The following is a 21,307-nucleotide window of genomic DNA, read 5'->3' as shown; positions in this document are numbered from 1 at the left end:
AGGTCCTGAGGAGGTCGGTGCTGAGGGGCCAGTGCTGAGGGGCCAGTGCTGAGGGTCAGTCGGTCACGAACAGGTCCGCCGCGATCCGGATGTCCTTGTTGCCGTAGGCGAGCCGGTGCAGCACTTTGCGGAACACCGGGGTGCGGGACAGCGCCTTCGCCGCCCTCGGCCGGAGTGCGGCGGCCACCGGGCTCTGCGAGAGCATCGCCTTGCTCTGCATCACCTGCAGCCTCATGATCGCGGCGACGTCGCGCCTGCGCACTGCGACGTACCGCCCGAGCAGGTCCGCGCTCGGGTCCCCGGCGCGCAACGAGGCCATGAGCAGGGGATGCAGGGCCACCGCGTCCTGCACCGCGAGATTGATGCCCTGGGCGCCGATGGGACTGTGCGTGTGGGCGGCGTCGCCGATCAGGACCAGGCCGTCCGCCGCCCACCGGCGCGCGGTGCCGGAGAAGACGTCCAGCAACGTGAGGTCGCTCAGGCTGGTCAACGTGCTGTCGATCAGGCCGGCGTACGGCGGGAGAGCGTCGGCGATCCGCGCCTTGACGTGGTCGATGCCCTGCTCGGCCATGGCCCGGTAACCCTTGTGCGGCAACGTCCAGCCGACCTGCAGGCTGTCGGGAAACGATCGGTAGACCAGCACCGGGTTGCCCGCGGCCCGGAAGATCCGGACGTCCGGCGGATCACCGGCAGGGCACGGGATCTTGAACCACAGCACGTCGTGATCGAAGACGTCGCGCCGATCGAATTCGATCCCGGCGAGTTGCCGGGTCTTGGAGTATCGGCCGTCCGCGGCCACCACGCAGTGGGCCCGCACCACCTGCCGCCTGTCCGGCCCTCCGGCGACGACGCCGCCGATTCTGCCGTCCTCGGTGATGAGCTCGCTCACCCTGTGGCCGGCCAGATAGGTCACGCCGAGCCGCTGGATCGCGGCGAGCAGTTCCTCGATCAGATGCCGTTGCGGAATGCTCAGAAGGTAGTTGAACGGCCCGGGCAGCCGGCGGTAGTCGATGTCCACCAGCGCCCTGGCCCGGTCGACGAAACGGAACCGGGAGTGCTCGTGGCACCCGCGCTCGCGGGCGCCGTCGAGCACTCCCAGCTCGGCGAGGAGTCGCAGACCACCCGGCTGGAGGATCTCGCCGCGGTATTCCCGCTCCATCGACGTGCTGCGCTCGACCACGACGACGGCGGCGCCCGACCGGGCGAGCAACAACGCGAGGGTCAGTCCGGCGGGACCGCCGCCCACGACACAGAAGTCGGCCTTGAGGTCCACTGTCACTCCGTTCACGCGCGGATGCTCAGGCCGCCGTCTGCGGTGATCACCTGCCCGTGGATCCAGGCCGCCTCGTCGGTGCACAGCAGCGCCACCACGTCGGCCACGTCCTCCGGCCTGGTCAACCGGCCGGCCGGGGTTCTGGCGGCCAGGGCCCTGACCGCGGGCGCGTCCGGCCCGCCGGCGCCCTTGTCCAGCTTCCCTGTGGACACCGCGTTGACCGCGATCCCCTTCGGCGCCAGCTCCACGGCGAGATAGCGGACCAGGCTCTCCAGAGCGGCCTTGCCGACGCCCTGGCTGACGTAATCCGGCACCACGGACCTGGCGCCCATGCTGGAGACCGCGATGATCCGTCCGGTGCCGGGCGTCATCGTCTCGCCGAGCCTGGCCGCGGCCTGCACGAGCGGGCTCACCGCCAGCCGTACGTCGTCCCAGAAGTCGCCCACCTGTGGTTCGACCGCGGACATGGGGTGGAACGACGCCGCGTTGTGCACGAAGACATCCAGCTGCGGGTGCCGCTCGCGCACCGCCTCCAGCAGCTTCGGCGCGACATCCGGCTCCGCGGCGTCGAATTTCAGCGCGGTCGCCGTCCCCTTCGATCCGGACAGCAGCTCGACCGCGCGTTCGGCGTCCTCATCGGAATGGGCGTAGTTCAGGTAGACGTGGCACCCGGAGGCGCAGAGCTTCCTGGCGATCGCCAGGCCGAGGCCTCTGGTCGCGCCGGTGACCAGGGCGACCCGTCCGTCCAGTCCCGGTGTCGCTGCGACGTCCACCTCGCATCAACCCCGCTTGCCCGCGGCCGCGGGCTCCTCGTCGGCGCCCAGCGCGCGGTTCCAGGCGACGTGGTCGACCTTCTCCACCGTCACGTCCGCGAGTTCACGCAGCCTGCGGAAGGTCTCGTGCTCCACCGTCCGGTCGTACGCGGCCGGATCCCACCAGTAGCCGATTCCCGTGTAGCTGCCCCGGTCGGCCATGGACCGGTTGAGGTCGGCGTAGCCGAAGCCGTACGTCGACCGGATGTGCTTGGCGTAGTCGGTGAAGGCGGCCTCGAACTCCTCGGCGGAGCCGGTCAGCCGGTAGCGGGTGACGGTCATCAGCGGCGTGTCGAACTCGCCACGCGAGCCCGCTTCCTTCTCGGCGTTGACCCTGAAGATGTTCTTGCACAGGTCCAGCTCGGCGTCGGCGAGCATGGACCGCATCGTGGCCTGATGAGAGCGGAACTCGTCGCTCTGCACCACGCGCTGGAATGCCTCCTGGCTCAGCCACCATCCGAAGTTCACGTACACCGAGGGGTCGTCGGCCAAGGTCACGGCCTGGTGCGAGCCGAACCCCTCCTGCGCCCGCATGTACTCCACGTGTTCGAGGAAGAATCGCTCGAACGCCTTGGGGTCACCCTGGGTGGTGAACCTGGCGATCACGGCGATCAGGTTGCTGAGGTCCTTGCTCTCGCCCACGATGTCGAAAATCCTCTCTCGTTGCGTGCCATCGGGCCGTACGGTGAGCTCTCGCCGGGTGATGAGCTCCGCCCGCAGATCGCGGCGCTGCACCTTGCCGTTGGGCGAGCGCGGCACCGCGCCGACCACTTCGATGTGCTCCAAGCGCTGGTAGTAGGGCACCCGATCGGCTACGAACCGGGCGATCTCGTCTGCCACGGCGACGTGGTCCGGCACGGGCTCGCGCAGGGCGACGAAGGCGTTGGCCACCGCTCCGCTGATCTCGTCGGGGTAGCCGACCACGGCCGACTCGGCGACCAGCGGGTGTGCCTCCAGCACGCCCTCGATCTCCGACGGCGAGACCATGTAGTTGTCCCGTTTGAAGAAGTCCTTGATCCGGTCCACGATGGTCAGCGCGCCGTCGGGGTCGAGATATCCGACGTCCCCGGTGTGCAGCCAGCCCTCGGCGTCGATGCCGGAGGGCCGGCCGGGATCGAGATATCCCTTCATCACCTGCGGTCCGCGAACCTGCACCTCGCCGCGCTCGCCGGCGGCCAGCACGGCCCCGGACTCCAGGTCCACGATGCGGCACTCGGTGTCCGCGACCACGGGGCCCACCGTGCCCGGCCGGGGATCGCCGGGGCCCGCGGAGTGGGTCAGCGGCGAGGTCTCGGCCAGGCCGTACCCCTGGAACACCGGCACACCGAAATGCTCGGACAGCTTCCTCGCCACCCGCGGCGCCAGCGCCGTCCCACCGGAAGCGATCATGCGGACGGTCTCCAGCCGCATGTCCGGCAGGCCGGGGTCGGCGGCGAGCCGGTTGAGCTTCATCGGAATCGTGTAGAAGTGGGTGGCACCGACCCGGTTGGCCAGCTCGATCGCGGCCGCGTTCTCCGGAGCGACGCAGGGAACCTGCCGCGCACCGGCGAACAGCCCCGAGTTCATGTGCATCAGGTGGTATTTCGGCAGGTGGTTGAGGACGATCGAGCCGGCGTCGAGCCGGTGTGCCTCGGCGACCTGCGCGGCGTTGACCGTCAGATTGCGGTGGGTCAGCAGCACCCCGCGCGGCAGGCCGGTGGTGCCGCTGGTGAACTGGATGCAGGCGACGTCGTCGGGCGCCATCTCGGGCGGCGCCGCCATCGCGTTTCCCCGCACCTCGTAGGCGGCGCTCAGGTCGTCGATCGTACGGATGTCGTTGGCGTCCTGGACGGGTCCCGGCCCGACCAGAACCGCCTCGCGCAGGCGCGGCAACCTGTGCCTGATCTTGCGGAGCCGGGCGAACAGCTCGGTGGTGACGAACACCAGCTTCGCCTCCGATGTGGACAGGAAGTGCTCCAGCGCGTGCTCGGGCAGCAACGGGTTGATCGGTGCCGCGATGTTGCCGCTGCGCACGATGCCGTGAAAGCCCACGACGAAATCGGGATGCGGCGGAGAGGCGATGGCGACCACGCAGCGTTCCTCGCCGAGCAGGCCGCGCAGGGCCGCCGCGCACATGGTCGCGGCGCGATCCACCTCGCCGAAGCTGATGTCCCCGTACTCCGCACGGATCGCGATGCCGTCCGGGTCACGGGCCGCCGCGGCGCCGAGCAGGCCGTCGACCGTCCTGACCGTCTCTGTCGCGGCGCTCACCGCGTTCTCGGCGGTCATCCTCGGCCACGGCTCTCCGCGAACGCCTTCGCGTGCTCGAGGGTGGTCATGCTGTTCTTGCCCAGGGCCTGGCGCACGAAGTCGCGTGCTTTGCGGACCGTGGCGCCTTCACCGAGCACAGCGGTCACGGCATCGCGCCTGATCATGACCGTGTGCCGCGATGTCGCGGTGACCGCGCCGCCCTCCGCGCGCAGCGACCACTCGCCGACGTGGGCGGACATCAGCGCGGGCACCTCGGTCTGCTTGTACACGATCCGGCTGTTCGGGAAGCACACCCGGACCGACTTGGTGGTGTGCACCGAGCCGTTCGCCGCCGTGGTGTCCATCTCCATGACCTGGATGCCGGGCGTGTCCTCGGCGAGGTCGAGCCGTGCGACGTGCGGCAGGCGCCGCGGCCATTCCCTCGCCTCGTAGAGGAACTCGTACACGTCGTCGATGCCGCCGTCGATCCGGATCGAGTCGTCGAAGCTCACGGTCAGCTCGGCGAGCTCGCCGGCGGCCTCGGCCGCGTGCTTCAGCCTGTCCAGCTCGGACAGGCTGTTGCGGTCGACCGCCTTCTTGATCCAGTCCACGCCCGCCGGATCGTCGTCGAGGGCCTGGAAGTCGTGCTTGAGCAGCACCCGCGTCTCGCCCTCCGAGACCGGTTCGAGCACCCATTCGCCGCCCATCGCCGCGACCGGCGGCTGCGAGACCTCCTGGCGGAACCGCACGCGGCGGCCGGCCCGGTCGAGGACGCGCCTGGACGTCCACGTCTTGACCTCGTCGTTGGCCAGCGCCCACAGTCTGATCAGTTCCTCGTCACCGGTCTGCTCGAGCCGTTCGGCGTGAACGGTCGGCGTGAAGGTGAACGGCCAGCGGGTGACGTCGGCGATCACCTCGTAGACGACCTCGGCCGGGGCCGGCACGGTGATCGCATGCTCGTCATGATGCGTCGCGAGCTGGGACACGGGTCAGTCCTTCCGGGACAGGGATCAGTAGTTGCCGAGGCCACCGCAGACGTTGAGCGCCTGAGCGGTGATCGGTGCGGCGTCGTCCGACACCAGGTAGGCGACCAGGCCGGCCACCTCCTCCGGAGTGGAGTAGCGGCCGATCGGGATCTTGGCCTGGAACCGGTGCAGCACCTCGTCCTGCGTGATCCCCCAGTGCTCGGCGTATCCCTGCCGCACCTTCTCCGCGAGCGGCGTCTCCACATAGCCGGGGCAGACCGCGTTGACGGTGATCCCTGTCTTGGCCAGCTCCAGCCCGAGTGCCTTGGTCAGCCCGATCACACCGTGCTTGGAGGCGGAGTAGGGCGCGCCGAACACCACACCCTGCTTACCGCCGGTGGACGCGATGTTGACGACCCGGCCCCGCTGCCGGTCGAGCATGCCGCCGGCGGTGAGCACCTTCCTGGTCATCAGGAAGACGCTGTTGAGGTTGGTGTCGATGACGTCGTACCACAGCTCGTCGGTGATTTCGGCGGTCACCCCGCCGCCGCTGCGGCCGGCGTTGTTGACCAGCACGTCGACCGGGCCGTAGCGATCCACCGCCGCCCGGACGAACGCGTCGACGTCCGTGGCCGAGCGGACGTCACACGTCGTTCCGTCCACGTCGAGCTCGCGGTCACGCAGCTGTTTCACGGTGATTTCCAGGTCGTCCGCACTGCGGGAACAGACGAACACCCGCATCCCGAGACGGGCGAGCCGCTCCGTCACCGCGAGGCCGATGCCCCGCGTCGCGCCGGTCACGACGGCGACCCTCTGCTCTCCCACGACTCCTCCTCCGCCGGTCGGCTTGCCGGCACCGAGCGTCATCCGCGCCACTCGAACCGGGCTCGACGGCCGGTGGACGCCGCCGCCTTCCATCGCGCGTCAAGCACCGCTTGAGAAGCGGTCGTCAGCCTCGGGGTTCGAATCCGTTCTGGCCGAAAGGGCATTCTCATGGCGCTGCCACCGCAGGCCCCGCAGTCCGCGGAGCTCTACCTCGCCGTCCAGCACTTCTACGCCCGCCAGATGCAGCTGCTCGACGACGGCAAGGCCGACGAGTGGGCCGCGACCTTCACCGAGGACGCGGTGTTCGCGGCGAACGCACGTCCCGAGCCGGTGCGCGGCCGCGCGGACATCGCCGCCGGCGCGCGGCAGGCGACCGAGCAGCTGGCGCTTGACGGTCTGGTCCGCCGGCACTGGCTGGGCATGCTCAGCGTCGACACGCGATCCGACGGGACGGTGCTGGCACGCAGCTACGCGTTGGTGATCTCCACGCCCAAGGGCGGGCAGGCGGCGATCCACGTGAGCACGGTGTGCGCGGATGTGCTCGTGCGGGACGGCGACGACCTGCTGGTCCGCAGCCGCCACGTCACCCGCGACGACCTGGTCTGAGGAGCTGCCGTGATCGGCGATGTGGATGTCCCGGTGATCCCGCTGGCGCAGAGCCCGGTGTGCGCGGCCGATCCCTATCCCGGCCTGGCCCGGTTGCGCGAGCTGGCGCCCATGGTCCGGGTGCAGACCACGTTCATGGGCGAGGTCTGGCTGGTCACCCGGTACGACCTGGCCAGGGAGCTGCTCGCCGACCTGAGGTTCAGCAGGCGGCGCCCGGACGACAGCCCGGTGGCCGCGGTGGACTCCGACCCTCCCGACCACACCCGTATCCGCCGGCTGGTCGGCAAGGCCTTCACCCGCAACCGGGTCGAGCGTCTGCGCACCTGGGTGCAGGGCCTGGTGGACGGCATGCTCGACGAGATCGCCGGGGCCGGCCCGGTCGACCTGCTCGACCGGTTCGCCTACCCGCTGCCTATCGCGGTGATCTGCGAGATGCTCGGCGCCGCCGAGACCGACCGGGCCGACGTACGCCGCAGGACCGAGAAGATCCTCGCCGGAGAGGTCGCGGAGAACCGCGAGGAGGTCTACGACCGGACCAAGGAGTACATCGTCGACCTGATCGCCGCCAAACGGCGGCAGCCGGGCGACGACCTGATGAGCGCGTTGATCGCGGCCCGCGACGGCGACAGCACGCTGACCGAGCCGGAGCTGATCGAGCTGGGCATCGCGCTCATCGCAGCCGGGTACGCGACCACGACCAATCTGATCGGCAACGGCATCCACGCGTTGCTGACCAACCCCGGCCAACTGGCGCTGCTGCGCGCGCAACCCGATCTGATCGACTCGGCGGTCGAGGAGTTCCTCAGGTACGAGAGCTCGTTCAGTGCCGCCGGGCAGATCGCGAAGGAGGACGTCGACGTCGAGGGAATCGTGGTGCGAGCGGGCGAGGTCGTGCTGATCTCGTTCTGCGGCGCCAACCGGGACCCGGCCAGATTCGAGCACCCCGACCGGCTCGACATCACGCGCAGCCCCAACCCGCACCTGGCCTTCTCACACGGCATCCATCACTGCCTCGGGGCGCCGCTCGCCCGGATGGAGGCGCAGATCGCGATCGGCACGCTGGTGCGCCGCTTCCCGCACGCCACGCTGGCCGGGCCGACCCGCTGGCGGGAGAACATCATGCGCGGGCTGCTCGAGCTACCGGTGGATCTGAAGGGCCGAGGTTTGGAGTGAAGCCATGAAAATCACCGAGATGGCGATTCCGGACGCCTACCGCATCCGGCCAGAACGGATACCGGACGTGCGGGGCAACTTCTACGAGGCGTGGCGGATGAGCGAGCTCGCCGAGGCGATCGGCCGCCCGTTTCCGGTCATGCAGGTGAACTACTCGGTCTCCAGGCGCAACACCCTGCGCGGCATCCACAGCACGGCCGTGCCTCCGGGGCAGGCCAAGCTCATCACGTGCGTACGCGGCCGGGTGCTGGACGTCGTGGTCGACCTGCGGGTCGGGTCGCCCACGTTCGGGATGTACGACACCACGATCCAGGACGAGGAGTCCGGCATCGCGGTCTACCTGGCCGACGGACTCGGTCACGCGTTCCTCGCCCTCACCGAGGGCGCGTGCATGAACTACGTGTGCGCGGAGGAGTACGTGCACGGCACCATGATCGACGTGCAGGCTCTCGACCCCGAGCTGGGAATCCCGTGGAAGCTGACCGAGCCGCCGATCATGTCGGAGAAGGACAGGGTGGCACCGACTCTGGACGAGGCGGTCGCGATGGGCTTGCTGCCCACCTACCAGCAGTGCCGTGACGTCCGCCCGTCGCTGGACGGCGGCAGGGTCCCATCGGAGTCGAAATGAGCATCACCGGTCCTGTGCGGTTCGGCGTGCTCGGCTGCGCGGACATCGCGTGGCGGCGGATGCTTCCCGCGATGGCGGCCGAGCCCGATGTCCGGCTGGTTGCCGTCGCCAGCCGCGACGAGGCCAAGGCGCGGAAGTTCGCCGCGCGGTTCGGCTGCGACGCGGTCACCGGATATCGCAACCTGCTGCTCCGATCCGACGTGGATGCCGTGTACGTGCCGCTGCCCGCGATGCTGCACGCCGAATGGGTCGAGCAGGCCCTGCTGGCGGGCAAGCACGTCTTGGCGGAGAAGCCGCTGACGTCCAGTCACCGGCAGGCGAGCAGGCTGGTCGAGCTGGCGGCGTCGCGGGGCCTGCTGCTGTTCGAGAACTTCATGTTCCTCCACCATTCGCAGCACGCCACCGTGCGGCGGCTCCTGGCGGACGGCGCGATCGGCGAGTTGCGGGCGTTCGCCGCGGCTTTCACGATCCCTCCGAAGCCCGCGGGCGACATCCGTTATCAGGCCGATGTGGGGGGTGGCGCGCTGCTGGACGTCGGCGTCTACCCGATCCGCGCCGCGCTGCACTTCCTCGGCCCGGAACTCGGCTTCGCCGGCGGAGTGCTGCGGTGGGACGCGCGCAGGAACGTGGTGAGCTCAGGCAGCATCCTGCTGACCACACCGCAGGGAGTCGCCGCGCAGCTGACCTTCGGCATGGAGCATTCCTACCGTTCGACCTATGAACTGTCCGGGAGCACCGGCAGGATCCTGTTGGACCGGGTGTTCACACCGCCGGAGAGCTACCAGCCGGTGGTCCACATCGAACGCCAGGATCACAGGGAGGAGCGCGTCCTGCCGGCCGACCACCAGTTCGCCAACGTCGTGCGCCACTTCACGCAGGCCCTGCGGCACGGCAGCGACCTGGCCCTCGACGCGGAGAACACCCTGCGCCAAGCCCGCCTCGTCGACGAGGTGCTGGCCTGGTCCCGGATGATCCGGGTCGGGGAGGACGCCTTGACGGAGTGAGCACTCACTTCGTACAGTGGGGGCATGACGAAACCAAAGCCGAATGACACTGACGTAGCCCCCTCCGCACAGCCGACCAGGCGCCGGGCCCCGAGCATGAGCCCCGAGGAACGCCGCGCCATGATCGTGCACGTGACCCTGCCGCTGGTGGCCGAGTACGGCGCCGCGGTGAAGACCAGCCAGATCGCCGCGGCGGCCGGGATCGGCGAAGCCACGATCTTCCGGGCGTTCAAGGACAAGGACGAGCTTCTCGAAGCGTGCATCGCCGAGGCGCTGCGGCCGGACAACGTGGTCGAGGCCATCCGCGCCATCCCGTTGGAGATCTCGCTGCACGAAAGGCTGCACGAGGCCGCCTCCGCGATGGAGGCGCACATGGACAGAATGGGCCGCGTGCTCGGCGCGGTGGCCGCCTCCGGCTTCCGCAGCGGCCCCCGCAATCGTGGCGACGCGTCCGCACAACCACGCGAGCGGGGCGAGGCGTCCGCGCAACCACGCGAGCGGGGCAGCCGCGTCGCCGGCATCGCCGCGACCAGAGCGGCGCTCGCCGAACTGTTCGCGCCCGAGCAGCCCGCGTTGCGCCTGCCCGCCGACCAGCTCGCGGGCGTCCTGCTGGATCTGCTGTTCGCCCGGTCTCACCGGCCCGACGCCGACAGCGAACCGATCTGCCTGGCGTCGCTGATCAGGCTGTTCCTGCACGGCGCGTTCGACGAGAGCAAACTGCCGGCCGAGTTTCGGGGCGGTGCTTAGTGGATCAAGGTGGGGGCGGTATCGAATCGGCGATGCGCCGCCTTCCACTCGGGTTGGACGACCCGACCAGCGTCGCCGACAGCGGCCTGACCGGCCCCATCGACATTCCGGACCCCAAACCGCGAAAACAGCCCAGGGACCTGAGGTCGCGGTGGCGACGGATTCGGCAGACCTCCGTCGGCACCGTGCGCGGCCTGCCGCGCGTGATCGGGCTGACGTGGCAGGCCAGTCCGGTGCTGACCGTGGTGATCGGCGTGGTCACCGTCGTGAGCGGCCTGCTGCCCACCGCCTCGGCGTACATGACGAAGCTGCTGATGGACTCGGTGGTCGAGGGCATCCAGGTGCACACCCAGCACCGTCCGGACGTCGTCATGCTGACGGTGCCGCTGTTCCCCGGCATCGCCATGACGTCGATCACCAAGATCATCACAGTGGCCGCGCTGCAGTTTCTCCTCTTCACGCTGACCACGGTCATCACGTCGCTGACGAACATCGCCCAGCAACTGCTGCAAGAGAAGATGGTGCTCACCATCCGGCACAAGGTGATGGACCACGCCAGCAACCTGCATCTCGCCTTCTTCGAAGGCTCCCAGTCCTACGATCTGCTGCGGCAGGCCGACCAGGAGGCGCCCAGCCGCCCGCTGTCGATGATGAACTCCGCGTTCGGACTGGTGAAGACCGTGATCACGTTCTGCACGATGATCGCCCTGCTGATCGCGATCAGCCCGCTGCTCGCGGTCGTGGCGCTCGTCACCCCGATCCCCGCGTTCGTCTCGCAAACCCGGTACTCCGCCCGGAGCTTCGCGTTCAACTTCCTCGGTTCCCCGATCCGCCGCCGGATGGAATACCTGGCAGGACTCGTCACCACCGACACGTACGCCAAGGAGATCAAGCACTTCGGGCTCGGCGGCTATCTCGTCGACCGGTTCCGCCGGCTCGGCCAGGTCTACTACGAACGGCAGCGCAAGCTGATCGGCACCCGCAACATGGCCGCCGCCGCCTGGAGCATGCTGACGACCCTCACCAGCTCCGCGATCTACCTCTACATCGCGCTGCAGGCCGTCTCCGGCAGGCTCACCCTGGGTGATCTCGCGCTGTACACCGGTGCCGCGGCCGCCGTGCAGAGTTCCGTCCAGGGCCTGTTCCTCGGCGTCAGCGGGATGTACGAGAACAACCTGTTCCTGGACCTGCTGTACCGCTTTCTCGGCACCCGCCCGGCGATCCGCAGGCCGGAGCAGCCCCGCCCGATGCCGGCGGACGTGCGCGGTCACGTGCGGTTCGAGGAGGTCTCGTTCAGCTACTCGGGATCCGACGTCAAGGCACTCGACCGGGTCAGCTTCGAGATCCGTCCGGGCGAGACCGTCGCGGTGGTCGGCCGCAACGGCGCGGGCAAGTCCACCCTGATCAAGCTGCTGTGCCGGTTGTACGACCCGACAGAAGGCCGGATCCTGCTGGACGGCACCGACATCAGGGAGTACGACCCGGAGGAGTACCGGGCCAGGATCAGCGCGATGTTCCAGGACTTCGTGACCTATCAGGCCACCGCGAGCGAGAACATCGGCCTCGGCAACCTGCCGCAGCTCGACGACAGGGAGGCGATCGTGGACTCGGCCGAGCGGGCCGGGATAGCCGAGCGCATCGAGCGGCTGCCCCGGGGCTTCGACAGTCCGCTCGGCCGGTGGTTCGACCAGGGCGTCAGTCTGTCCGGCGGTGAATGGCAGAAGATCGCGCTGGCCAGAGCGTTCATGCGCAAGTCCGCGATCCTCGTGCTCGATGAGCCGACCTCCGCGCTCGACGCGCAGGCCGAGCATGATCTGTTCACCAGGCTGCGCGCCCTGGCCGCGGGGCAGACCACGCTCTACATCTCGCACCGTTTCTCCACCGTCCGCCAGTCCGACCGGATCATGTTCCTGGAGGACGGCAAGCTCGTGGAGGACGGCACCCACACCGAACTGATGCGACTCGAGGGCAGATACGCCGAACTGTTCACCCTGCAGGCGTCGGCGTACCTCGATGACGAGAAAGCCGTCGGGTCATGAACAAAGGCGCCCCTGGCCGGTGGTCGTTCGCTCACCACCGTCCAGGGGCGCCGTGCCGGCTGTCCAGCCGTGCCCTTGTTCAACCGGGCCGTCCGTCCAGCCGTGCCATCGGTCCGGGGGCGCCGTGCTATCCGCCCAGCACCTGACGCATGACCGCGTCGAGCGAGGCGGCGTCGTCACCGGACGGCGCGCGCCAGGCCACATATCCGTCGGGCCGGACGAGCAGGGCACCATCAGGTTTGATGCCGGCGACGGCAGGCCAGCGCCGCTCCTCGTCGACCAGGTCACCCTCCTCCGCCAGCCGGTGGACCGCCAGCGGCAGGTCGGCCCAGGGCTCGGCCGCCTCCTGCCATACCTGGCCTGCCGGTCCGCACAGCAGGGCGAAACCGGACTCGACAAGGTCCAGCGTGGACATCCGCGCACCGGAAGGCCCGTCGACCCACAGATGCGGCACCCGGCTGCCCGCGTGCCCGTCCAGGTTGAGCCCCGGATCGCTGATCGAGGGCAGACCTGACCGGGGCGAGACGATCACCGGGGAGTCGTACTGCGGGCACAGCGACACCACCACCGGGTGCGCCATGCCCAACCGCTCCCGCTCGGCGAGCGAGGACTTCAGATCCCAGTGCAGCCGCGGGTTGCGCTGCACGAGCATGGCCTGCTCGACGGTGAACCGGCCGACCGGCAGGCGCTCCCGCTCGTAACTGTCCACAAGCCCGGCCCTCGCCTTCCCCCGCAGGGCGAAGGCGAGCTTCCACGCCAGGTTGTGCGCGTCCGCGATACCGGTGTTCAGCCCGTACGCGCCGCTGGGCGGCATCACGTGCGCGGAATCGCCGACGAGGAACACCCGGCCCCGCTGGAAGCGGTCCGCCACGAACGCCGCGGCCTGCCATGGCATCACCGCGAGCAGTTCGATGTCCAGGTCCGGCAGTCCGATGGCCTGGCGGACGACCTGAAGGCAGCGCTCCGGCGGGAAGTCCTCGGGAGTCAATCCGCTGTCCGGGGGACAGGAGATGTAGAACACCCAGCGGTCGGTGTTGTTGATCGCCAGCAGCAGCCCCTCGGCGCCCGGGCAGCGAATCTCACACACCACGAACTCGTGGCCGCGAACGAGGTCGGTGAGATCGGCCCGGAACAGCACGGTGATCATCGGCGCGCCCAGCGGACCCGGCCCGGTCGTGCCGATGCCCAGCCGCTCCCGGATCGAGCTGTTCGCACCGTCCGCCGCGATCACATAGTCGGCGGTGATCACCGATGTCCGTCCGGCCGCCCGGTCGGCCACGGTGACCGTGACCGAGTCCTCGCCCTGCCGCAGATCCACCACTTCGGTGTCGAAGCGCACTTCGGCGCCGTGCTCCCTGGCCGAGGCGAGCAGGATCGGTTCGAGCTCGTCCTGCGGGCAGATGCCGTTGGTGCTGGTGATCGGGCTGACCGAGGCGACCACGTCGACGGCGTCGGCGTCGTCGGCGACGGGGGAGATGCGCTTAGCCGTGCCGAGGTCGGTGCCGGCCAGCCGCTCCACCACCACCTTCCCGCCGTTGCGTGCCATCACGCTGCCGGCGGCGAGCACGACCTCGTCCAGCCCGGCCGTACGCAGCAGCTCCCTGGTTCGCGGCGCGAGCCCGGTCGCCCTCGGGTAGATCGACGTGCGCGCGTGCCGCTCCACGAGTAGCGGCCGGACACCCTGGCGGGCGAGAAACAGCGCCGCGGCCAGGCCTGCCCCGCCACCACCGACGATCAGTACGGAAACGTGCTCGTCCGCCACCGGACCCTCCCCTTCGCCCGTCACGCCTGTGCCGGTTGCTGCTGGCGCTCGGCGACGAGGGCGACCAGCTCGGCGGGCGTCCTGGCCTCGGACACGGACTCCTCGGGCAGCGACACCCGGTATTCCTGGGAGATCCGGCTCACGGTCTCCATGACCGCCAGCGAGTCGTAGCCGAGGTCCTCGAATTCCATGTCCGCGACGTCGCCGTCCAGGTCCACCGCGTCGTCCTCGCCCGCGCACTCGCGCATGATCCGCACCAGGTTCTCGAGGGTGAACGTCGTCATTGAGATCCTCCTGATCTGTTAACCGGCTGAGCGAACGACCATTGCCGCGTTGAAACCGCCGTATCCCCGGGCCAGCACGAGTGCCGCCGTCCCCCTGGCCGGGCGCGGCTCCCCGATCACCAGGTCGATGTCGTAGCCGGGCGCGGGGCACCGGACGTTCACGGTCGGTGGCACGACGCCGTCTCGCAGCGCCATCAACGCGTCGACGATGTCGAGTGCGGCGGCACCCGAGGACAGTCGCCCGATCATGCTCTTGGGGGCGGTGACGGGAACACCGTGCGGACCGAACAGCTTGACGATCGCGTCCGACTCGACCCGGTCGAGTTCGGGAACCGCCGCGGCGTCGGCGAAGACCATCGCGATGTCCTCGGTCCGCACGCCGGCGTCAGCGAGGGCGATCTCGGCGGCACGCCGCAGCGTCGGCTCACGGCCGGACCCGGGCGCGGGGTCGAAGGTCGCGCCGTAGCCGGCGATCTCGCCATAGATCTCGGCCCCACGCCGCCGCGCCGCGTCCGCGTCCTCAAGGACGAGGATGGCTCCGCCCTCGCCGGGCACGCTTCCGGTCGCCTCCTGCGCGAACGGCAGGTAGGCCGCGTCCGGGTCGTCCCCGAGGCTGACCCGGCCGCTCGCCAGGTAGGCCGCCAGCCCATACGGGCACAGGGAGGCGTCGATCCCGCCGGTGAGCATGAGCCGGTGACCGCCGCGGATCTTGCGGCGAGCCTGCGCCACCGCGTCCAGACCGCCTGCCTGCTCGGTGACGAACACCCCGGTCGAACCGCGCATGCCGTGCCGGATCGACAGCTGCCCGGTGTTGACGGCGTAGAACCATGCGAACGACATATAGGCGCTGACGTGGTTCGGCCCCTTGCTGTACAGCTTTTCCAGTTCGTGCTGGCCGAACTCGAACCCTCCGGCGGAGCTGGACGTGATCACCCCGGCGTCCAGAGAAGGCATGCCGGCCAGGTCGGCCCCGGCGTCGGCCAGTGCCCAGTCCGAGGCGACCAGCGCCAGTTGGGTCATCCGGTCGGTCTGCGGGATCAGCCGGCTCGGAAGCCGGCCGCCGACCTCGAAGTCGATCTCGCCGGCCAGCCGGATCGGATACGGGCTCGGGTCGAAGCGGGTGATCCGCCGGATCGCGTTCTCACCGCGCAGAGTCGACGACCAGTGCGTGTCGAGGCCGACTCCGTTGGGTGCGGCGACCCCGATTCCTGTGACGACCGTCCTGGTCATGCCGCCGCCTCCGCAGGCCGCGCCAGCACCATCGCGCTCTGGAACCCACCGAATCCACTGCCGACCGTGAGCGCCACGTCCACCTGCCGCTCGCGGGCGACCAGCGGCACGTAGTCCAAGCCCAGTTCCGGGTCAGGCGAGTGCAGATTCGCGGTGGGCGGCACCACACCGTGCTCGATGGCCAGCGCGCACGCGGCGACCTCGATCGAGCCGATCGCCCCAAGAGAGTGGCCGATCATCGACTTGATCGAGCTGATCGGCACCTGGTAGGCGTGCTCGCCGAGACTGCGCTTGAACGCGGCTGTCTCGTGGCGGTCGTTCTGCTTGGTCGCCGTGCCGTGTGCGTTGACGTAGTCGACCGACTCCGGGTTCAGCCGCGCCTCGTCCAGTGCCGCGGTGATCGCGGCTGCCAGCTCCTCGCCGTCCGGGCGGAGACCGGTCATGTGATAGGCGTTGCTGCGGCCGGCGAATCCGCCGATCTCCGCGTAGATGTGCGCGCCCCGGGCCACGGCCGCGGTCAGTTCCTCCAGCACCAGCACGGCGCTTCCCTCGCCGAGGACGAAGCCGTTGCGGGTGACGTCGAACGGCCTGGACGCCCCGGCCGGGTCGTCGTTGTGCCGCGAGGTCGCTCTGATCGCATCGAAGCAGGCGACGGTGATGGGCGCGATGGGCGCGTCCGCACCCCCCGCGATCATGATGTCCGCGGTGCCTTCGCGGATCAGCTCACACGCGTATCCGATGGCGTCGATCCCCGACGTACAGCCCGCGGAGACGACGGTCGACGGCCCTTCGGCCCCGGCGAGCCACGACAGCTCCGCGGCCATCGAGCTGGGCACGAAGTAGTCGTAAAGATGCGGCACGCCATAGGTGTGGTTCACCAGCCAATGACGACCGCCGTCACTCATGGTGACGTACTCCTCCTCGAGTCTCTGCGTGCAGCCGACCGCGCACCCGATGCTCACCCCGGCCCGGTGTGCCTGACCGGAGGTGATGTCCAAACCGCTGTCGGCGATCGCCTCCTTGGCGGCGACGACCGCGAACTGCGTGACCCGGTCCATTCGCCGGATCTCCTGTGGGCGAAGGCCTTCCTGCCTCGGGTCGAAATCACACTCGGCGGCCATCCGGGATCGATAAGGCGAGGGATCGAAAGAAGTGATGGGGCGGGTCGCACTGATTCCCGACGTGATCCGCTCCCAGAACGCCTTCTTACCGATTCCGCCCGGCGCCACAACGCCGATCCCTGTTATCACGACGCGACATTGGCTCACCACGGCCTCCTAGCGGGGGAAAGTAGGGATACCAACTGTGGTCGGTGTAAGGCTGAAGGAAGCGCCTAGAGCGGGACTCGAAGCCCACCGAATTCGCCCCGCAGGACGACAAGCGGCACGTCGCCCGATGAGTGGGTGACGTGCCGCTTGTGGCCGTGCCGTTCGTCAGACGTCAGCGGGCTCCCGGAGCGGGCTGGTGCTCGGCCCGGCGGGTCTGGCCTGCGGCACATCCCAGGGTTCCACGAGCTGCCGGACCGCGGCCTGGAACAGCGCGGGAACCCGGTAGCCGGATTCGTGGCCCTCCCGCGTGGACGTCTGTTCCTCGATCAGGCTGGCGTCCACCAACTGCTCCAGCAACGTCTCGGCCGCGGCCACCCGGACGTCGAGCAGGTCGGCCACGACGGCCGGGGTCACGGTCTGCCCGCACAGTCCGGCCACCAGGTCGAGCGCGTCGCGGGTGATTCCGCTCAGCTGGCGGCGGCTGGCCTCGACGCTGGCCAGCAGTTCGTCCCCGTGCTCCCCCAGCTCCACCAGGAGGTTGTCGGACCGGCTCAACCGGCCGATCATCCGGTCGAGGCTCCAGTGCGGCCGTGCGGCGATTCGGCCGGCCACCGCACGCAGGGCCAGCGGCAACCGGTCACAGGTCCGGATGAGCGTCCGCGCGGCCTCGGGCTCGGTCTCGACCCGCTCGGGACCGATCAGCCGGCCCAGCAGTTCCAGCGCCGAGTCCTCGGGCAGCGGCCCCAGGCTGATGTTGACCATGCCGGGCATCGCGGTCGGCCGGGTCCGGCTCACAACGAGCATCGCGCATGACGAGCCCCCGGGGGTGAGCTCCCGGATGTGCCGGGCGGCGAGGACCTCGTCGAGTACGACCAGAACCTTGCGGTCCGCGGTCCAGGTGCGGAACATGTTGCTGAGTTCCCGCAGCCCGGGGGGCAACCGGTCCGGTGGGATCCCGCAGCTGCGGAGGAAGCCCGCCAGGATGTCCGCCAGCCCACGCCCACAGTCGCCCAGGTCGCCCACGCTCGCGTAGAACTGGCCGTCGGGGAACAACGACCGGAGCTCGTGTGCCGCCTGGAGCGCGAACGCCGTCTTGCCGACGCCGGGCGGACCGAGGACCTGCACGATGCTCAGCCCACGGTCACCGGCCACGGCCGACCGGAGTCTCCTCGTCTCCCCCGTACGGCCGACGAAATCGGTGATCGCGGGCGGCAGTTGTGCGGGCGAGGCGGGCGCCATGGCCGACACCTGGTGGCCGACTTCCCCGTCGCCCTTGAGGATCGAGTGGTGCAGCCGCTGGATCTCGGTGGACGGCTCGAGGCCGAGCCCGGCGACCAGCTCGGCCCTGGTCCGCTGGTAGACGTCCAGCGCCTCGGCCCGGCGTCCGCAGCGCACCAACGCGAGCATCAGCTTGGCCACGAAACCCTCGTGTGCCGGATTCGCGCTGACCAGTGAGAGCAGCTCGCTGACGACCTCGTGATGCCGGCCGAGCTGCAGGTCGAGCTCCAGCCGCAGCTCCAGGACCTCCTTGCGGATCTCCTCCAGCCGAGTCGCCTCGGCGTCGAGCAGGGGCCCTCTCTCCACATCGGTCAGCGCCGCCCCCGACCAGAGACCGAGCGCCTCGTTCAACGCGGCGACCGCGTCCTCGATGAGCCCTTCGTGGCGGCAGGCCTTCGCGCGATTGACCAGCGCCTCGAACTCGTACACGTCGACCTGGTCGCCCTCGCCCAACTGCAGCTCGTAGCCGGGCGGCTTGGTCAGCAGGACCAGTGAGCCGCAGGCGTCCTGGCCTGCCTCGAAACTGCCGAACAGCTTGCGCAGCTGGTATATGTACGTCTGCAGCGTCGTTCTGGCACTCCTCGGAGGCCGGTCACCCCACAGCTCCTCGACCAACGCGCCACTGCGTACGACCGTGTCGGCGCGTAAGAGCAACAGGGCGAGGACGCGCCGGAGCATAGGCGCCGAGGGAGTCAGCGAGCCCTCCGATGTCACGATCTCCAGCGGACCGAGCAATGTGAACCGCATAAGTTGACCTCGCAGCGATGATCGACAAAGTGGCTCGGGCACGCGGCACCCCACCACGTGGACACGGGCAAGCCGCCGGAGGGCGCGCGGCTGGACACCCACGCCGATGCCGGCTTACCGGAGACAAGGGAGTTGGATGACCGCTCGTCGCAGCGGTCCCCAGTCAAGAGCCGAAGATCACCTGATGATGTGACTCACATTGATCCCCCGTTTCTCGCATCGCCGGAGAATGAGATCACCGAGCCGGCAGGACACACCACCGCACATGCGATCTCAACTTCGCCCAGAAGCCTTCTCCCGGCGTGCGCACATCAGTAGAGAAAGTCTTTGATCCGGACAGGCGCTACAGGCGTGTTCCGAGCGAGCCGTCGCCATCGGCAAGAATCCCGTTCCAGGCTTTCGACATATCCCTCACGCCTTTCATGCCTCCGATCTCACTGATCAGGTCATGGTCGCGCCGATACCTCGCCCAGGAGGAAACGACGGGATGAACGGCCGGGTGTCACCTGCTCCGCGCGACATGAAGGCCCACGGAAAAAGCGCCCAAGATCCTGCCTGCAGCCATCGAACCCTGCTTTGCGAAATGGCTTTACAAGCAGACTGCACAATTTCGCCCCGTGCGCTACTTATTCTGGCAAATCTTCGAGAGGGGATCAAGAGGTCACCCGGGGTCAAAACCACCGTTGCACGCAATCCCGGCCGGACCGAAAGGAGGGCACAGGCGCCACCTGCGGCAACGGCCCGGCATCGATCGCCCGCTCTTCTCGTGTCAACAGTCGGTCGAGGCCCGTCTTGACCACTTCTGGTTAGCTCCAGTCACACATAGTGTCGATCACAACGGCCGTTCGCGCCTGTGATCACCAATGCGTTCCCTCCGAATTGGTTGATAATTCATCGAAGTAGCCTTGATATATCGATTCCCGCCGATGTTCATTCACAGCGGAATGTTTCCGTGTCGTCCTGTCGAATTGCCGCCGCGTGTGGCGATCGCGGCTGCCAGCGCGGCGGCGAGCCGGCGCTGGGTCGACGCCGGGTCGATCACCTCGTCCACCACGCCGATCGCCACCGCCCGGTCCACGCCCCCGACGGCACGCGCGTGTTCCGCCGCCAGCCGATCGTGCAAGGCCTCCCGCTCGTCCTCGGCGGCGGCGGCGAGCCGCCGGCGATGCAGGATCCCGACCGCGGCCTGAGCGGACATGACGGCGACCTCTGCCTGCGGCCAGGCGAACACGGCGGTGGCGCCGAGAGCCCGCGAGTTCATCGCGACGTACGCGCCGCCGTACGCCTTGCGTAGCACCAGGGTGACCCGTGGCACGGTGGCTTCGGCGAACGCGTGCAGCAGCTTCGCGCCCCTCCGCACCACACCGCCGCGTTCCTGTCCGAGCCCGGGCAGATATCCGGGCACGTCGACGAGAACCACGAGTGGAATGCCAAAGGAATCACACATTCGGATGAAGCGTGCGGCCTTCTCCGCACTGACCGAGTCGAGACAACCGGCGAGCCGGAGTGGATTGTTGGCCACCACCCCCACCGTGCCGCCGGCCAACCGACCGAGCCCGACCACCATGCTCGGCCCCCATCTGGGCTGAAGTTCCTCGAAGCTGCTGCGCAGCTCGGCGTCCGGGGAGATCGTCGGGTCGAGCAGCTCGTGGACGATCGAACGTATGTCGTAGGCGCGTCTGGCCTCGTCAGGAAGCAGTGCGCGCAGGTCGGGGCCGTGCTCGGGGAGCAGGTCGAGATCGATGTCACCGGCGCCGGCCAGCAGCCCGGTCAGCCGGCGTGTCCTGAGATAGGCGTCCGCCTCGTCGTCGGCGGCGACGTGCATCACGCCCGAGTCCTTGCCGTGCAGCTCGGGGCCGCCGAGCGTGACCATGTCCACCGCCTGCCCGGTCACGCTGCGTACGACGTCAGGACCGGTCACGAAGACCCGCGCCTCGGGCGCCATGACGACGATGTCGGTCAGCGCGGGGCCATAGGCGGCGCCGCCCGCGGCGGGGCCCAGCACCACCGAGATCTGCGGCACCTTGCCCGACGCCCGGACCATGGCCGCGAAGACCCTGCCGACTCCGTCGAGCGCCTGCACCCCCTCGCCGAGCCTGGCGCCGCCGGAGTGCCACAGGCCGATCACCGGGCACCGTTCCCGCACGGCGGTGTCGATCGCCGCGACGATGTGGTCGCAGCCCGCCGTGCCCATCGCGCCGCCCATCGTCGTGGCGTCGCTGCAGTAAACGACCACCGGCAGGCCCGTGATCTGCCCGCGGACAGCGTAGGCGCCGCTGTCGTCGGCCGGCCGTAACTCCTCCACGGAATCCTGGTCGAGCAGTTTCCTTACACGGACACGCGGGTCCCGGGTGTTCTCGCTGCCGGTTTCCGATCGCGGGATTGTCGTCGTCATACGCGGGCTCCTGTGGTCATCCGTCCGATCGAAAGCAAGGAG

At 69.2% G+C, this 21,307-nt stretch carries 17 protein-coding genes; 6 read left to right on the top strand and 11 right to left on the bottom strand.

From position 1 onward, the window contains the following. Positions 1-55: 55 nt before the first annotated feature. From HHX35_RS05740 to fabG, 5 genes are read right to left on the bottom strand one after another with little or no spacing between them, the layout of a single operon-like run. Complete coding sequence (locus tag HHX35_RS05740) at positions 56-1,288, bottom strand: FAD-dependent monooxygenase (RefSeq protein ID WP_220505079.1); 1,233 nt, start codon at positions 1,286-1,288, stop codon at positions 56-58. Further along, a complete protein-coding gene (locus HHX35_RS05735) occupies positions 1,285-2,046 on the bottom strand; it encodes an SDR family oxidoreductase (RefSeq protein WP_052400078.1) in 762 nt (253 codons plus the stop codon). The genes HHX35_RS05740 and HHX35_RS05735 overlap by 4 nt, the downstream gene beginning before the upstream one ends. 6 nt (positions 2,047-2,052) lie before the next feature. Continuing rightward, the gene (locus tag HHX35_RS05730; RefSeq protein WP_182897883.1) at positions 2,053-4,353 is read right to left on the bottom strand and encodes an AMP-binding protein; all 2,301 of its coding nucleotides are present in this window, start codon (positions 4,351-4,353) and stop codon (positions 2,053-2,055) included. Then, a complete protein-coding gene (locus HHX35_RS05725) occupies positions 4,350-5,300 on the bottom strand; it encodes an aromatase/cyclase (protein WP_182897882.1) in 951 nt (316 codons plus the stop codon). The genes HHX35_RS05730 and HHX35_RS05725 overlap by 4 nt, the downstream gene beginning before the upstream one ends. Positions 5,301-5,324: 24 nt before the next feature. Then, positions 5,325-6,146 carry a 3-oxoacyl-ACP reductase FabG gene (gene fabG, locus HHX35_RS05720; RefSeq protein ID WP_182897881.1) on the bottom strand — a complete coding sequence of 274 codons (822 nt, stop codon included), beginning with the start codon at positions 6,144-6,146 and terminating at the stop codon, positions 5,325-5,327. 126 nt (positions 6,147-6,272) lie between these two features. Here fabG and HHX35_RS05715 point away from each other — a divergent pair, with 126 nt between their 5' ends. From HHX35_RS05715 to HHX35_RS05690, 6 genes are all read left to right on the top strand, one after another. Further along, positions 6,273-6,710, top strand: coding sequence for a nuclear transport factor 2 family protein (locus tag HHX35_RS05715; protein WP_041952833.1), 438 nt, complete (start codon positions 6,273-6,275; stop codon positions 6,708-6,710). 9 nt (positions 6,711-6,719) lie between these two features. Next, positions 6,720-7,883 (top strand): cytochrome P450, encoded by a 1,164-nt coding sequence (locus HHX35_RS44515; RefSeq protein WP_052400080.1) that lies wholly within the window; start codon positions 6,720-6,722, stop codon positions 7,881-7,883. Positions 7,884-7,887: 4 nt separating this feature from the next. Further along, positions 7,888-8,511: a dTDP-4-dehydrorhamnose 3,5-epimerase family protein gene (locus tag HHX35_RS05705; RefSeq protein WP_041952834.1), complete on the top strand. Its 624-nt coding sequence runs from the start codon at positions 7,888-7,890 to the stop codon at positions 8,509-8,511. After that, entirely contained in the window at positions 8,508-9,515 is a 1,008-nt protein-coding gene (locus HHX35_RS05700; RefSeq protein WP_041952835.1) for a Gfo/Idh/MocA family protein, read from the top strand. The genes HHX35_RS05705 and HHX35_RS05700 overlap by 4 nt, the downstream gene beginning before the upstream one ends. A 120-nt stretch (positions 9,516-9,635) precedes the next feature. Then, on the top strand, positions 9,636-10,262 hold the full coding sequence (locus HHX35_RS05695; protein ID WP_220505078.1) for a TetR family transcriptional regulator: 627 nt from the start codon (positions 9,636-9,638) through the stop codon (positions 10,260-10,262). Between the two features lie 32 nt (positions 10,263-10,294). After that, positions 10,295-12,301 (top strand): ABC transporter ATP-binding protein, encoded by a 2,007-nt coding sequence (locus HHX35_RS05690; RefSeq protein WP_041952837.1) that lies wholly within the window; start codon positions 10,295-10,297, stop codon positions 12,299-12,301. Positions 12,302-12,428: 127 nt separating this feature from the next. On the opposite strand, the gene HHX35_RS05685 is transcribed toward HHX35_RS05690, so the two are convergent. The 6 genes from HHX35_RS05685 to HHX35_RS05660 form a co-directional block, all read right to left on the bottom strand. Further along, complete coding sequence (locus HHX35_RS05685; RefSeq protein WP_182897880.1) at positions 12,429-14,063, bottom strand: FAD-dependent monooxygenase; 1,635 nt, start codon at positions 14,061-14,063, stop codon at positions 12,429-12,431. Between the two features lie 20 nt (positions 14,064-14,083). Next, positions 14,084-14,347 carry an acyl carrier protein gene (locus tag HHX35_RS05680; RefSeq protein ID WP_041952839.1) on the bottom strand — a complete coding sequence of 88 codons (264 nt, stop codon included), beginning with the start codon at positions 14,345-14,347 and terminating at the stop codon, positions 14,084-14,086. A gap of 18 nt (positions 14,348-14,365) precedes the next feature. After that, complete coding sequence (locus HHX35_RS05675; protein WP_182897879.1) at positions 14,366-15,577, bottom strand: ketosynthase chain-length factor; 1,212 nt, start codon at positions 15,575-15,577, stop codon at positions 14,366-14,368. Continuing rightward, positions 15,574-16,845: a beta-ketoacyl synthase gene (locus tag HHX35_RS05670; RefSeq protein WP_182897878.1), complete on the bottom strand. Its 1,272-nt coding sequence runs from the start codon at positions 16,843-16,845 to the stop codon at positions 15,574-15,576. The genes HHX35_RS05675 and HHX35_RS05670 overlap by 4 nt, the downstream gene beginning before the upstream one ends. 165 nt (positions 16,846-17,010) lie before the next feature. Then, positions 17,011-18,870, bottom strand: a complete 1,860-nt coding sequence (locus HHX35_RS05665) for an AfsR/SARP family transcriptional regulator (protein ID WP_052400081.1) — start codon at positions 18,868-18,870, stop codon at positions 17,011-17,013. 934 nt (positions 18,871-19,804) lie between these two features. Beyond that, on the bottom strand, positions 19,805-21,265 hold the full coding sequence (locus tag HHX35_RS05660) for an acyl-CoA carboxylase subunit beta (RefSeq protein WP_041952842.1): 1,461 nt from the start codon (positions 21,263-21,265) through the stop codon (positions 19,805-19,807). Between the last annotated feature and the right edge of the window lie 42 nt (positions 21,266-21,307).

The organism is Microbispora sp. H10830 (genome assembly GCF_014161375.1).
GTDB classification, from domain to species: Bacteria; Actinomycetota; Actinomycetes; order Streptosporangiales; family Streptosporangiaceae; genus Microbispora; species Microbispora catharanthi.
Note: the sequence above shows the minus strand (reverse complement) of the source record. Positions and strands in the feature narration are given on the sequence as shown.

What these genes read in the sequence shown, in the direction of transcription:
- HHX35_RS05675 (WP_182897879.1), bottom strand. Translation starts at nt 15,577, where the DNA reads ATGACCAGGACGGTCGTCACAGGAATCGGGGTCGCCGCACCCAACGGA.
- HHX35_RS05665 (WP_052400081.1), bottom strand. Translation starts at nt 18,870, where the DNA reads ATGCGGTTCACATTGCTCGGTCCGCTGGAGATCGTGACATCGGAGGGC.
- HHX35_RS05680 (WP_041952839.1), bottom strand. Translation starts at nt 14,347, where the DNA reads ATGACGACGTTCACCCTCGAGAACCTGGTGCGGATCATGCGCGAGTGC.
- fabG (WP_182897881.1), bottom strand. Translation starts at nt 6,146, where the DNA reads ATGACGCTCGGTGCCGGCAAGCCGACCGGCGGAGGAGGAGTCGTGGGA.
- HHX35_RS05715 (WP_041952833.1), top strand. Translation starts at nt 6,273, where the DNA reads ATGGCGCTGCCACCGCAGGCCCCGCAGTCCGCGGAGCTCTACCTCGCC.
- HHX35_RS05695 (WP_220505078.1), top strand. Translation starts at nt 9,636, where the DNA reads ATGATCGTGCACGTGACCCTGCCGCTGGTGGCCGAGTACGGCGCCGCG.
- HHX35_RS05660 (WP_041952842.1), bottom strand. Translation starts at nt 21,265, where the DNA reads ATGACGACGACAATCCCGCGATCGGAAACCGGCAGCGAGAACACCCGG.
- HHX35_RS05700 (WP_041952835.1), top strand. Translation starts at nt 8,508, where the DNA reads ATGAGCATCACCGGTCCTGTGCGGTTCGGCGTGCTCGGCTGCGCGGAC.
- HHX35_RS05730 (WP_182897883.1), bottom strand. Translation starts at nt 4,353, where the DNA reads ATGACCGCCGAGAACGCGGTGAGCGCCGCGACAGAGACGGTCAGGACG.
- HHX35_RS05690 (WP_041952837.1), top strand. Translation starts at nt 10,295, where the DNA reads ATGCGCCGCCTTCCACTCGGGTTGGACGACCCGACCAGCGTCGCCGAC.
- HHX35_RS05705 (WP_041952834.1), top strand. Translation starts at nt 7,888, where the DNA reads ATGAAAATCACCGAGATGGCGATTCCGGACGCCTACCGCATCCGGCCA.